This window comes from Chitinophaga varians, assembly GCF_014529945.1.
GTDB classification, from domain to species: Bacteria; Bacteroidota; Bacteroidia; order Chitinophagales; family Chitinophagaceae; genus Chitinophaga; species Chitinophaga varians.
Window position 1 is genome coordinate 558949 of the sequence record NZ_JACVFB010000006.1, and the last position, 13823, is coordinate 572771.

Annotated in this window: 8 protein-coding genes; 7 read left to right on the forward strand and 1 reads right to left on the reverse strand. The window is 48.7% G+C overall.

The window, feature by feature from the left end:
• Positions 1–2 precede the first annotated feature (2 nt).
• Together ICL55_RS28795 and pafA are read left to right on the forward strand one after the other, a co-directional pair.
• Positions 3–1292, forward strand: coding sequence for a purple acid phosphatase family protein (locus ICL55_RS28795; RefSeq protein ID WP_188104180.1), 1290 nt, complete (start codon positions 3–5; stop codon positions 1290–1292).
• Positions 1289–2896: an alkaline phosphatase PafA gene (pafA, locus tag ICL55_RS28800; RefSeq protein WP_188104182.1), complete on the forward strand. Its 1608-nt coding sequence runs from the start codon at positions 1289–1291 to the stop codon at positions 2894–2896. Before ICL55_RS28795 ends, pafA begins: the two co-directional genes overlap by 4 nt.
• Positions 2897–2902: 6 nt before the next feature.
• Here pafA and ICL55_RS28805 read toward each other — a convergent pair whose 3' ends face one another.
• Complete coding sequence (locus ICL55_RS28805) at positions 2903–3544, reverse strand: response regulator transcription factor (protein WP_188104184.1); 642 nt, start codon at positions 3542–3544, stop codon at positions 2903–2905.
• A gap of 1051 nt (positions 3545–4595) precedes the next feature.
• On the opposite strand from ICL55_RS28805, the gene ICL55_RS28810 reads away from it, so the two are divergent.
• The 5 genes from ICL55_RS28810 to ICL55_RS28830 all read left to right on the forward strand — a co-directional run.
• The gene (locus tag ICL55_RS28810) at positions 4596–5102 is read left to right on the forward strand and encodes a UpxY family transcription antiterminator (protein ID WP_188104186.1); all 507 of its coding nucleotides are present in this window, start codon (positions 4596–4598) and stop codon (positions 5100–5102) included.
• Between the two features lie 36 nt (positions 5103–5138).
• Complete coding sequence (locus tag ICL55_RS28815) at positions 5139–6419, forward strand: class I SAM-dependent methyltransferase (RefSeq protein ID WP_188104189.1); 1281 nt, start codon at positions 5139–5141, stop codon at positions 6417–6419.
• A 27-nt stretch (positions 6420–6446) separates the two neighbouring features.
• Positions 6447–8780: a penicillin acylase family protein gene (locus tag ICL55_RS28820; RefSeq protein ID WP_188104191.1), complete on the forward strand. Its 2334-nt coding sequence runs from the start codon at positions 6447–6449 to the stop codon at positions 8778–8780.
• Between the two features lie 17 nt (positions 8781–8797).
• Positions 8798–9157, forward strand: a complete 360-nt coding sequence (locus ICL55_RS28825; RefSeq protein WP_188104194.1) for a hypothetical protein — start codon at positions 8798–8800, stop codon at positions 9155–9157.
• Between the two features lie 82 nt (positions 9158–9239).
• Positions 9240–13823 (forward strand): non-ribosomal peptide synthetase (locus ICL55_RS28830; RefSeq protein WP_188104197.1); only part of this gene is annotated, 4584 nt, incomplete at its 3' end.

Below are 13823 nucleotides of genomic sequence, written 5' to 3' on the forward strand. Positions count from 1 at the left end.
GGATGGAAAAGAAAGCATTAGACAGACGGAATTTCCTCGGCAGTATCATGAAAGCGGGTGCGCTGCTGCCACTGGCGGGAACGCCGGTACTATCGGTCGTAGCATCGCCACTGGTGAGTGGAAGCAGTTATCCTGCCTCCGTAATGCCCGACCGGATGATTTTGAATATTACGAAAGACCCGTCTACCATGGCGGCCATTACCTGGCGTACCAATGCCGCTGCCCCGGGCTTTGTGGAATATGCAAAAGCTGACGCCCGTCCCGACTTCGCCACAAAGGCTGTCCGGGTACCAGCTACCACAACGCCGTTGCAGCAGGACTATTATCACCGCCTCACGCTGACCGGTTTGCAGCCGGACACGCTGTATACTTATCGTGCAGGCAATGAGGACGGCTGGAGCGAATGGCTGCAGTTCCGCACCGCAGCGGCTACAGGCAAACTCTCCTTCATTTACCTCGGTGATGCCCAGGTAGGTATCCGGCCGTTCTGGAGCCGTGTGATACGGAAAGCCTATGCGCAGTTGCCGGACGCGCAGCTGATCATACATGCCGGTGACCTCGTCAACCGCGCTAACAACGATGATGAATGGGGGCAATGGTTTGAGGCCGGTGGCTATATCCATGGCAGCGTACCTTCCCTGGTAACGCCGGGCAATCATGAGTATACCCATGAAGATGGACAGCCTCATTTGTCCGTTCACTGGAAGCAACAGTTTACGCTTCCGGAAAACGGTACGGGCCTCGATGCGCTGGAAGGCTCTGTATTTTATGCAGATGTGCAGGGCGTACGTTTCATCAGCCTTAATACGATGATGATGGAAGAGGCCACGTCGGAGGCCCAGCTACAGGCGCAGCAGCAGTGGCTGGAGCGTACCCTCTCTTCCAATCCGTATGCCTGGACCGTGGTGACGATGCATCATCCGGTTTTCTCTACCAAAAAGGGGCGGGTCAATGAGAAAGTGCAGGCCTGGTTTAAGCCGCTTTTCGATAAGTATAAGGTCGATATAGTATTACAGGGCCATGACCATGCCTATGGCAGGGGCATGCAGCGGATTGCGCCTTACGGTACCGCCTATGTGGTATCTGTGAGTGGGTCGAAGATGTATGAATATGAGAAGATGGAATGGGCCGATATCGTGACCGGGCATCTGCAGATGTACCACCTCGTCACAATCGATCAGCATCGGCTTGACTTTAAATCGTACCTCGCTACCGGTGAGCTGTTCGACGGTTTTATATTGGAGAAGCGTGCCGGTAAGCGCAACAAATTCAAAGAAAACAGACCTTCATGAAGACCCATACATTACTGTTGCTGGCCATGCTTTTTGCCGGCAACAGTCTCTTTGCGCAGCCGTTGGAGCGGCCCAAACTGGTGGTAGGCATTATGGTAGACCAGATGCGATGGGATTACCTGTACCGCTATTATGGCCGTTATGGTAATACCGGTTTCAAACGCCTGCTCCGCGAGGGTTTCAGCTGTGAACAGACAATGATCAATTATGTACCGTCGGTTACCGCTTGCGGACATGCCGCGGTGTATACCGGCACCGGTCCTGCGGTGAACGGGATTGTGGGCAACGACTGGTACGACAGAAAATCCGGCAAGTCCGTGTATTGCGTGTATGATAGCGCTGTTAGTACCGTCGGCGTTGGAAAGCCTGTCGCCGGAGGGATGTCGCCCCGCCATCTGATGAGCACTACTATCGGCGATGAGCTGCGTATAGCCACGGGCTTTCAGAGCAGGGTAGTGGGTATTGCGCTCAAAGACAGGGCCGCGATATTGCCTGCCGGTCAGGGTGCCAATGCAGCCTTCTGGTACGACGATGCCAACGGGCATTTCATCAGCAGCACCTGGTATATGGATAGCCTGCCTGCCTGGGCGGTAGCCTTCAATAAAGAGCAGCGTGCCGCGAAATATATCCAACAGCCGTGGAAAACGTTATATCCTGTTTCTTCCTATACCGCCAGCACGGCTGATGACAAGCACTATGAAGTACCCCTTCCCGGGGAAGATAAGCCGGTGTTCATTCATCGGTTCAACCAGGGCAAAGGCTATGACCTGCTGAAATATTCTCCGCTGGGCAATACCCTCACGCTGGATTTTGCAAAAGCCGCTATTGAGGGATATGATCTTGGCCGCGCCGCTACGGATATGCTGGCCCTCAGCTTCTCCACACCGGATATTGCCGGTCACAGCTTTGGTCCGGACGCTATTGAAATGGAAGATATGTACCTGCGGCTGGACAAAGAGCTGGGCGAATTCCTTCGTTGGCTGGACCAGCGCTACGGTAACGACTACCTCGTATTTCTTACCGCCGACCATGGCGCTATCAACTCACCGGGGTTTCTACAGGACCACCGTATGCCGGGGATGGGAGAGAAGCTGGGGCGTGCCGCTGTTTTAAACGAGGCCATCAGTAAGCAGTGGGGTATTCCCCAAGCGATACTATCAGATGCCGGTTCGCAGTTGTACCTTGATACCGCCGCTATCAGCAGGGCAGGGGTGCCGCTGGCCGGTCTGCAGCAGTTCATCAAAGCGCAGTTGAAAGCCGTTCCCGGTATAGGCGATGCCGTTAGTATCGAAGAAATACACAACGGGTATCTGCCGGCACCGTTCAACGATATGTATATTAATGGCTGGCACGCCAAACGCAGCGGGGATATCATGGTAGTGCCCGCTCCGGGCGTAAAGAACGGCAGCATCATGGGTACTACCCATGGCACGATGTATCCTTATGATACGCATATCCCCCTGATCTGGTTCGGCTGGAAGATCAGGCACGGCAGCAGTTACCGGAGTATCGGCATGACGGATATTGCCGCCACCGTATGTGCATTGCTGCATATACAGATGCCGGGCGGCACTACAGGAAAAGTGATCACGGAGATTTTTTAACGAGGCCTATATAATTTTTTCTCTAAGCGCATATTTGAATATGCCCACCGTGGATTTTACCTCCAGCTTGTCTTTCAGGTCCTGTCTTATTTTTTCAATAGACCTGGTGCTTAGGAAAAAATGATCTGCAATCTCCTTATTGCTTTTCTCTTCCCATAGCAGTTGAATGATTTTTCGTTCCCGGTCGTTGAGGTTGACATTAAACTTCTGTTGTCCATTCCTGAAATAGTTTTGTTGATTTAAATACAGCATTTCTGTATACAATTTATTCCGGTGGATAACATTGTTGGAAACGGAAGTAATAGCCTGCAGCAAGTCATCGGGATCATCGGTGTCGGAAATGCAACCGTGTATTTCTACCGGTAGCATATTAAGCAGTTGAATATCGAAAATATCTGAATAGGCCAGTATTTTCGTTTGTGGGTGGTCGTTAAGGAGGCTGATCACCTGCTCATCTGCTGTTACCGCGGACATGTCTATCAATAATACATCAACCGGGAAGTGTTTGAAGTTATTCAATAGCTCTATCACGCTGGAAGCGTTGATCACCACATTAATATTCTTCTGCTCAGAAAGATATTTCTTGAGGACTTTTCTGAATAAAGACTGTGTCAGAACAATGGCTATGTTGATAATCCTTGCTGTCATATATCAAATCATTTCTCTTTTGGGTAACGGTTCAGTTACTTTGGATACTACGGGTTAAGTGTTATATGTCAGTGTAATGCGTGCATCGTTTCCGGAGCGCATCTTTCAGGGCGGGCCGGGGCTCGGAAAGTCCACCAAATACAGCAAGATGGTTGTTGTCAAATTGGCATTTTTTTCTCTCATGGCAGATTGCTTTCGGGCAGCGTTAATTAAAATATATATCGGGGGTATTAATAGTATACCCGGGATCAAATAGGATTATATGCTATTGCGGCAGAAATGCTATCACAAAAAATAGTGGGAAGAGCATTTCTGTACAGGCATTTATAAGTTTTGGATTGCCTGGCAGGCAGAAATTTACAAGTGAATTTCTGTCATGTGGGTTATTACAGGGCGGGATAAGTCAAACAATAACATCATCGGACAGCCCCTTTTGGATAACTGTAGCTTCCAGCTGCATTACCTGGTGCCAGCGCTGAAATACTGGTGAGCCAGGAATAAAAGTGGCCTGCGATAAAATTTCAGTTTTTATGTTTATAGACGGCGTATCACGATACAAGCCTATAAACTGCTCTCAGAAAATATGTACCTCTTCGGCAACGTGGCATTTACTATTTTCGTTGATCACAGCCTTCTCGTCTGAGGGAAGACGTTAATACTTTTCTCTCCCGGAGGAGGTTTTCGTGCTCCTAATTTAATGATTATTTAGAATAAAATGTGTAACTGATCACAATGTAAATAAAAAAATCATCAAAAGATATTTGTGAAGAAAAAAGTTTCCTGTGTATAATTTGCCACAGATAGCACTTTCGTAAAAACCGAAATACAATGTAGTATTCCTCCTATACCTCGTTCAGCTTTTTGAATTTAATTTAGATATTGAGAGGAGTCCTGAGAGCACTGTGTGTTTTCTTATTTCCTCTACAACATATTTGTTTGTTAAGCTAGCTGGTAATGGTAGTTACCTTAGCGACAGCTCTGTTTCGTGTTCATCATTATTACTCAGAATATCCTGTTTTCCAGTTTTTTATGATCTAAATGCAAGCCCGATATGAATAACCTTGTGCCCGGTTGGTATTTGATTTATACAGCCCCCAAACACGAAAAAAAAGTATGTGCAAGACTTGCAGACATCAACTTCCAGTCCTTCCTGCCAACGACCAAGAAGCTGAAAATCTGGTACGACAGAAAGAAGTATATAGATGAGCCGCTGTTTCCTTCCTATGTATTTGTTTATCTGTCAGACGTACAACGCTACTATGAATGCCTGGAAGTGGACGGCGCCCTGTATTACGTGAAAAACGGCCGGCAGGCCGCCCTTGTCAGCGAGAAACTGATTCATAATCTGCGGCTCATTACAGACAGTCAGAATGATGTAGAGGTGTCTGACGAGCCATATACTGCCGGACAACAACTGGTGATCACCAATGGCCCGCTGGCCGGGCTGTCCTGCGAAGTAGTGGAGTTACAGCAAAAGCGGCAACTCGTGGTGAGGGTTGACCTGCTCCGCAGAAATATATACGTCACCGTTCCCCGGGAAAGCCTGATGACAATATAGGACCTAATTGATAATGATACCTCTTTTACCTGCGTTATGAATAGCTCAGAACTCTTTAATCTGCACTCCCTCGGATCTGTCGAAACTGTGGACCAGCTGAACAAGCGGTTTTACGGAAGATATAATTTCCCCTGGCCCCCGCTGCTGTTCCCGGTTTATCCGCCCGGTATCGCCACCGCATTCGTGAACCAGGACATTGGCGCCTGGAAAGGCGGCCGCCTGACAGAAAAGGCCAAAATATGGGTCGCCGGATGCGGCACCAATCAGGCCGTATTTACTGCACTCAAATTTCCCCACGCAGACGTATTCGCTACTGACATATCAGCGCAGTCTATCCAGGTAGCCCGGAAAAACGCGGCGCAAATGGGTATTAAAAACCTGCAGCTGGAAGAAAAAAGCCTCAATGACATCGACTATAAAGAACAGTTTGATTATATCATCTGCACCGGCGTGGTGCACCATAATGCCCATCCCGCCGCTACACTGGCCAAAATATCGGCAGCACTGAAAAAAGACGGGATACTGGAACTGATGGTGTATAATTATTACCACCGGCTGCTGACTACCGCTTCCCAGAAAGCTGTCCGCACTTTTTATGATTCAGGTACCGCCATCAATCAGGACCTCGAACTACGGCTGATTAAAAGCATCCTGCACGACTTTGACTACGAAGGCCTGATGGGAGACTTCCTCCGGTCACACCTCGATATGCACGAAGCAGAGATGGCCGACAGCCTCATACAGCCGATAGAATACAGCTACACCATTGAATCCTTCGGCAATATGGCGGATGAATGCAACCTGGAATACCTGCTCCATTGCCAGAACCAGTTCGACATCCAGAACCACGCCTACACCTGGAACCTGAAATTTACCGACCCATTACTGAAGTCACAATATTATTCCCTCCCAGACGCCCGCCGCTGGCAGATCGCCAACCTGTTGATGTGTAACGCGTCGCCCATGCTCTGGTTTTATTTCCAGCGGAAAGATGCTACCATCACCCGGAAAACAGAACAACAGGTATGTGACGAGTTCCTGGAAACAAGATTTAAGAAAAGCGCTTTCCTGATGAACCATTATGTGCTGGATCCCAACGACGATAAATACAAGTGGAAAGCTAACCCGGTGAAATACCCCGTGGCCAATGACGGGAGCGATCCGCTCATCGACCGGATCCTGGCGGCGGTCAACCCTTCCCTCACCATGAGAGAAGTGCTTGGGCAGCTGGGCGCCAAAGCCGATTTCTACGAAGTGAATAATATCAGGATAAAGCTCACCACTTCTGCTTATCCCTATCTCCTGGCCATCAGATAACACCATCCCTTCTCATACTGTCATCTCATGAAAAAAGCAGGCATTATTTTACTGGTCCTCTTTACCGGTGCATGGTTATTTATCACCAATATGCATTACCAGGGACTGAACTCGATACAGAACATCGCCGGTTATTATAACGGCATTCTGGGGCTTGAATCCACCTCGTCAGGGAAAGAGCTGTCGCTGCATAAAACCGGCGCGGAAGCCCGGATATTCATCGATACGCTCGGCATCCCGCATATCTATGGTGAAAAGGCCGAAGATGCTGCCTATGCCATTGGTTACATGCATGCGAGGGACAGGTATTTTCAGATGGAACTGACGGCACATACCGCCGCCGGTCAACTGGCGGCTATGCTCGGAGAACCCGGCATTGCATCAGACAAACACTGGCAGGTATTTGATCTTGCCGCTAAAGCAGATCACTACCTCGATAGCCTGAAAGCTACACAACCCGATCTCTATCAGTATCTCAAAGCATATGAAAGAGGTGTGAATGACTACATCAGTCAGGAACCCGCTACCAAAAGAGATCCACTCTATGCTATCTGGCACTATACGCCGCACCCCTGGAAGGCGTCCAATATATTCCTGATCCAATGGTACATGAGCTACCAACTGGCATTTTATGATGATTATATCAACCGGCAGGAGATTCTGGACAAATTACCAGACACCGTCAGACAGCTGCTGTATCCCGTGGACCCGGGCAACAAACTGGCGGCCATCACCGGTGATAAGGCTACACCCCTCGCTTCCCCCACAGAAAAAGCCGTGGTAAGTCTCTTCCACGCCAATAGCACCAACAACTATCACGCACAGGAATTTAACAGAAGCCTCGGTAGCAATAACTGGGTCATGGACAGCAGCCATACTGCTTCCGGTGAAGTATTCCTCTGCAACGACCTGCACCTTCAACTAACATCTCCCAATATTCTTTATGAGCTGCATTTTTCCTGGCCCGGTATCCAGGAATATGGCTATAGTATACCCGGCGTACCGCTGATATTAACAGGACACAACGAAAACGTTGCCTGGGGCATCACCAACGGCGGATGGGACGTGACGGAACAATATCTCCTGAAAATTAACCCGGATAAACCAGATCAGTACTGGCTGGATGGCAAATGGCAAACCATGACGGAGAAAAAAAGCGTGATCCATGTGAAAGACGGACAGGATGAAAACCATACGACCCAATATACCGTGTTTGGCCCGCTGGTGAAAAAGGATTCGCTGGCGTATGCTTTGTTGTGGCATCCGGCCCGCTCCTGTGATGCGGTGGCCGCGTTTTGGAAATTGATGCAATGCCATGACTGGAATAGCTTCCGGGAGGCGCTCCGTCACTATGATTATCCTTCGCAGAACTTTGCCTATGCAGACGTGAAAGGTAATATCGGAATGATCTGTGCAGGAAAAATGCCGCTTAAACCAGCCGGATATTCCGGCGGGCTGCTGGATGGTACGGTTGCTCCCCGTTTTCAATACATCGATTTTGATTCTTTACCGGCTGCCTATAATCCTTCCAAAGGATATTTGTTTTCTGCGAATCAGGCACCTGAAACAGGCCACCATTATTATTCTTCCCGTTGGTTTGACGATTTGTACCGGCCCGCGAGGATCAATGAGATGCTGGCCGACAATCGGAAGTTTGACCGGGAACAGGTGCGTGAAATGCAGCTGGACATAAAAGATCTGTCTGCCGATGAATTAAAAACACTGTTACAAAAATACTATCCGGATAAAAAACTCTCCGACAACTGGGAAATGATGAGAAACTGGGACGGGGTATTATCACCGGACAATAAGTCATCCGTGTTCTTCATGTTTTTCAGAAGAGCTGCCAGAATAGTGAGCAATGAGATAGCCAAAGACATCCATGTCAGATCGTCGCTGCGGTTTGATCAGTTCATGAATTTCCTGCTGGCCGACAGTAAAATGCCTTATGCCGGCGCTTCCCTTGACAGCAGGGCTTATTTTGAGAAAATAGTAAAGACGGCCGATTCACTGTTTGTGGTATTGAACAAGCCGGTGAAAGCCAATCCTTACGTTTTTCATGTACAGCAAATGACCTATCTGCCTGGCTTCCAGGTAGACGTCAATGATGTGGGTGGCAGCGACAATACCATTAATGTAAACTATGGCGCACATCCGGTGATACGTACGCTGGTGCAGATCAATGGCGGCGCCATACAATCATGGATGGTGAATGCCACCGGGCAAACCGGCCGCCTGAACGACAGGAACTATTTTCAGCAGTTTGTTTCCTGGAAGAAAAATGAGCTGCATCCAACGCAGTTCAACAAAAAGCCTGAGGCATTACAAGCCATCACTGAACGTATTCACCTGACTAACTGATCTACAAACACCCGATTATGAACTACTTCAAATATCTCCCCGTTTTATTCTTACTTTTTGTAGTGCATTATTTGGCCGGTAACTGGTGGCTCATCGCCACCTGGAGCTTGCTGGGCATTTTATCTGTTACCTGGATCAGAGAGGCAAAGTTCCCGCTGATCAATATCCTGGTAATGGAAGTCATCACCGGCCTTTTATTCTGGCTGCTTTTCTGGAACAGAGATCACTCCCTGCACAACCTGTCTGACCATGCCGGCACCTCCGCTGTATTGTTGCCGGTAGCAGCCATTGTTATCAACTCCATCACGGCCTTGCTCTGCGCGGCAGTAGCGATGATAGCCACCAGACGGATCATGATTGCCCGGAACCGGAACTGATATTTGAAGACGATATGTTTAGCCCATTTTAAGATAGCCCCAGGTAACCGGATTTTCTCTCAGCTATTCTTTATTAAAGACTATGATGTTTTACAGACCCACGGTTTCACAACGACTTATTTGGTTAGATCAGGCAAAATCGCCCGGGTCTGCAAAGTATAATATCGGAGGATATGCCTTCCTGGAAGGGCAGTTCCTCTATCATGCCTTTTACACTACCCTAAAAAAAATAATCGATAGCCAGGAAGCTTACTGCACCTTCTTTCAGGAGGTGAACTATGACCTGGTATGTGTGGTACAGGATAAACGCAGAGAGTATAATATAAAATTTATTGATTTTTCGATGGAACCGGATGCGGAAAGCGAGGCGGAGAAATGGATGCAGAACGATTTTGGTATAGCTTTCCAGGTAGAGAATAATTTTCTGTACAATTTTACCCTGCTAAAAATAAGTGAAGAGAAATATTTCTGGTATGCAAAAATACACCACCTTATCAGCGATGGATTTTCATTTAAGCTGTTGCTGAACCAGGCCGCTGAAATATACGATGCCTGCATACAATCAGGCGACCACGAAGAGGTGAACTATGCTTATAGTGAATATGCCGCTGAAGATGAAATATACTATCAGTCGCCGTCGGCGCAGGATGATAAAAAATTCTGGATGGATGAGTTTCGCGAACTTCCGGCAGAATTATTACATAAGAGAGCGGCGGGCATAAAGGCACATGAAGAAACTGCCGGCAGCGACACGCTTTATCTTTCCAGGGAGTTAAAACAAATACTGGAAGATGCCGCAGAAAGGCATCATGTTTCTGTATTCAATATTATTCTGGGCATACTACTGATATATTTCGGCCGGTCCAGAGAACAGCAGGCGGTTACATTTGGGATACCGGTGCTGAACAGGACCAGGAAACGTTATCGTTTTACCGCTGGGGTATTTATGAACCTGCTGGCGCTGAATTTCCCCCTGCAGGAAGAAGATTCTTTCGCCGCTGTGGTGAAAGCGATAAAAGACAAGATGTCGAAGGCGCTCCGGCACCAGCGCTATCAATACGGCAACCTGATCAGCGATTTGCAGATACCACATGACAGAACGTTGTTCGATATCAGGGTATCATACGAAGATTTTTCCTTTACCTCAGATTTCGGCGGTCTGAAAACCGGCGCAGTAGCACTTTCCAATCATGCAGAGATAGACAAACTGGCCATTTATCTGCGAGACTATCATGATGAAGGATTTGACGTAAGGTTTGTGTATAACAAAGCCTATTTCGATAAGGAGACGATCGGCTCCGTTAAAAACAGTATCCGGCATATGATCGCCTCACTGGCGTCTTATGAAGACCAGCCTGTGAACAGCATTGATCTGTTGGATGCTGAAGAACGGAACAAAATTATACAGCTGTCGGCAGGACCGGTGAAACACCGGCCGCAGCACAGCTTCCTGGACATGTGGAAGCAGGTGGTGGAGACGTTTCCCGAGAATATCTGCATCGCCTGTCACACGGGCAGTTACAATTACCAGGAGACAAATTACTGGGCTTCTAAAATTGCGCGTGGCCTTTTAAACAGGGATGTTAGGAGCGGAGAGCGGATAGCCCTGTTGCTGCCCCGGTCCGAGAAAATGGTGACAGGCATGCTGGGCGCCATGATGGCCGGACTGATCTATATTCCGCTGGACCCGGAATACCCCGAAGAGCGTATCCGTTACATATTGCAGCATGCCCACTGTGCCTGCCTGTTAACCTCTCAGGAGATAGGTAATCCGGGAAGCCAGGTGGAAGGAGTGAAGCGGCTTTATATTGAAGACCTGCTGAATGACAGCGCGATCACGAAGGGGGATAACAGGCATGTGGCGGTTGATGATGATCAGCCATGTTACATCATCTATACCTCCGGATCAACCGGGAAGCCCAAAGGGGTAAGCATTGCCCACCGTTCGCTGCTGGATTACGTTTGCACCTTCCAAGAGTATTTCCGACTGAAAGAAGAGGATGTCATGGTGCAATTGGCGTCTGTGAGTTTCGATACTTCTGTGGAGGAGATATTCCCTATTCTGGGCGTAGGCGGGCGCCTGAATATCTGGAAAGACCGCAAAGATATTTTTGGCCTGGCGGATTTTATCGGAGAGGAAGCCGTTACGATATTAAGCTCTAACCCGCTAACGATCAAATACCTGAATACGCTGGCCCTGCCGGAATCGCTCAGGATCGTGATCAGCGGGGGAGATGTGTTGAAAATGGATTATGTGGATAACCTGATCCGGGACGGGATTAAGGTGTTTAACACTTACGGACCTACGGAAAGTACGGTGTGTGCCACCTACTATCCGGTAACAAGAGATACCGGTGTGATGCCTATTGGTAAACCGATCACTAACCGTGAGGTGTTTATCTTAAACAGCCGTTTGCAGTTGCAGCCGCTGGGCGTAGAAGGAGAGATCTGTATCGGCGGCGCCGGTCTGGCGCTGGAATATGTGGGAGATGCGCAACAGACAGCCAGGAGCTTTGTTCCTCACGTATTGCAGGAAGGGAAGAAGATGTACCGCACTGGTGATGCCGGTATCCTGATGCCTGACGGGAATATTATTTTCAAAGGCAGGAAAGATAATCAGCTGAAATACCGGGGATACAGAATAGAGGCAGAAGAAGTGGAAAGGGTAATTATTGAAAGGGGAAAGGTGAACAACTGTGTGGTATGCGTGAGTGAGTTCCGCAACGATCCTGTGTTGATTGCTTATGTAGAAGTGGATTACCTGACAGAAGATCTTTCCTATCTGCTGAAGAAAAAAATCGCTGCATGGTTGCCATCTTATATGGTGCCGGAGGTGATTGTGGTGATGGATAGTTTTCCGATGCTGGTCAGCGGTAAGGTCGATAAAAAATCGCTGCCCGTTATCCAGCCGGAAATGTTCCGGACGGAAAAAACAGAGAAAGTAGCGCCCCAAACAGCGCTGGAGAAGCAACTATACAGCATCTGGACGGAACTATTGCCATCCGGTAGTTTTGGTACCACCGATTCTTTCTTTGATTTGGGTGGCCATAGCTTGTTGGCCATGCAGTTGCTGAATTATTATTTCCAGTCGCTGGAGGTAAAACTGTCGCTGAAAGAATTGTTTGAATGTCCTACTATCCGGCAGCAGGCAGTGTTAATAGAGGGGAAGGCCACCGAACAATATAAACGCATTGCTGCCATTGCACCTGCGGCAGACTATCCTGTATCGTATGGACAGCGCCGTCTCTGGGTGTTAAGTCAGTTTGAGAATATCTCCCGGGCTTATCACTTATCGGGCTATGCACAGCTGGAAGGACATTACGAGCCGTCCTGCCTCCAACAGGCCATACAGCATGTGATCGATCGGCATGAAATATTGCGGACCGTATTTTATGAAAATGAAGCAGGAGAACTGCGGCAGTCCGTTATTCCTGCCGGGGAACTGATGTTCAGGCTGACCGACGCCGGCACGGAGATGCCTACACTCAGCGAAGCTGCTGCCTACATCAGGGCATCATCAACGGCGGCATTTGATCTGGCTAAAGCGCCTTTGTTCCGCGCCGGATTAATACGCGTACAACCGGACCTTTATGTGTTCTACTACCATATGCACCACATCATCAGCGATGGCTGGTCGATGGAATTGCTTGCCCGTGAGGTCATGGAGGCATATGCCATTTTTGAAAAAGGGCAGCTCCCTCCTTCGCTGCCGCTGCGTATTCAGTACAAAGATTATGCAGTATGGCAACAGGATCAACTGGCAGGAGATACTTTTAAAACGATACGTGCCTACTGGCTGGAACAGATTTCCGGTGAACTGCCGGTATTAACGGTCCCCACTGCCCGTCAGCGCCCACCGGTGATGACGCAACACGGATTTGAACTGGCAGGTGTTATCCCTAAGGAAACTGTCGAGAAGCTGTTGACGTTATGCCGCCAGCATCAGGCCACGTTATTCATGGGGTTGTATAGCGTCATGAATGCCTTGTTGTACCGCTATACCGGCCAGGAAGACATTATCATGGGCAGCCCCGTTGCAGCCAGGGAAGACCGGGACCTGGAAGATCAGATCGGGTTCTATGTCAATACGCTGGCGATGCGTACCCGGTTTAGCAGAAAAGACAGCTTTTATACCTTACTGGGGAAAGTCCGGGAGGTAACGCTCGCGGCCTACAATCACCAGATGTACCCTTTCGACCGGCTGATAGAAGACTTACATCTCAGACGTGATCTTAGTCGTAATCCTGTGTTTGATATCATGTTTACGCTGCAGAACAGGTATGATAAGCGCAAGGCCATCGCGGGGTCGGTAAGTGGTGAAGCGATAGAAGAGATAGGCGCCTGCACAGTGAAGCTGGATTTGAATATTGAATTTACAGAGGATGCGGCAGGCTTGCAAATGCTTCTCCAGTTCAATACGGATATTTACAACAAGGAAGATATGGTGCGGCTGATGCAGCATTATCGGCTGCTGCTGGCGTCAATATGTGCCGATCCGGAAAGCGTGATGGAGGAGCTGGATTACTTACCTGCCGATGAAAGCAACAAGATCATCACCGTATTTAATGACACCGCTGCTAACTGGCCTGCCACTGAAACGATTGTTACGTTATTGGAGCAACAGGTGGCCCGCACGCCGGAACAAACGGCATTGGTGTGCGGAGAC

Coding starts and splice junctions, on each gene's coding strand:
- ICL55_RS28805 (WP_188104184.1), bottom strand. CDS start 3,544: ATGACAGCAAGGATTATCAACATAGCCATTGTTCTGACACAGTCTTTA.
- ICL55_RS28825 (WP_188104194.1), top strand. CDS start 8,798: ATGAACTACTTCAAATATCTCCCCGTTTTATTCTTACTTTTTGTAGTG.
- ICL55_RS28795 (WP_188104180.1), top strand. CDS start 3: ATGGAAAAGAAAGCATTAGACAGACGGAATTTCCTCGGCAGTATCATG.
- pafA (WP_188104182.1), top strand. CDS start 1,289: ATGAAGACCCATACATTACTGTTGCTGGCCATGCTTTTTGCCGGCAAC.
- ICL55_RS28815 (WP_188104189.1), top strand. CDS start 5,139: ATGAATAGCTCAGAACTCTTTAATCTGCACTCCCTCGGATCTGTCGAA.
- ICL55_RS28810 (WP_188104186.1), top strand. CDS start 4,596: ATGAATAACCTTGTGCCCGGTTGGTATTTGATTTATACAGCCCCCAAA.
- ICL55_RS28820 (WP_188104191.1), top strand. CDS start 6,447: ATGAAAAAAGCAGGCATTATTTTACTGGTCCTCTTTACCGGTGCATGG.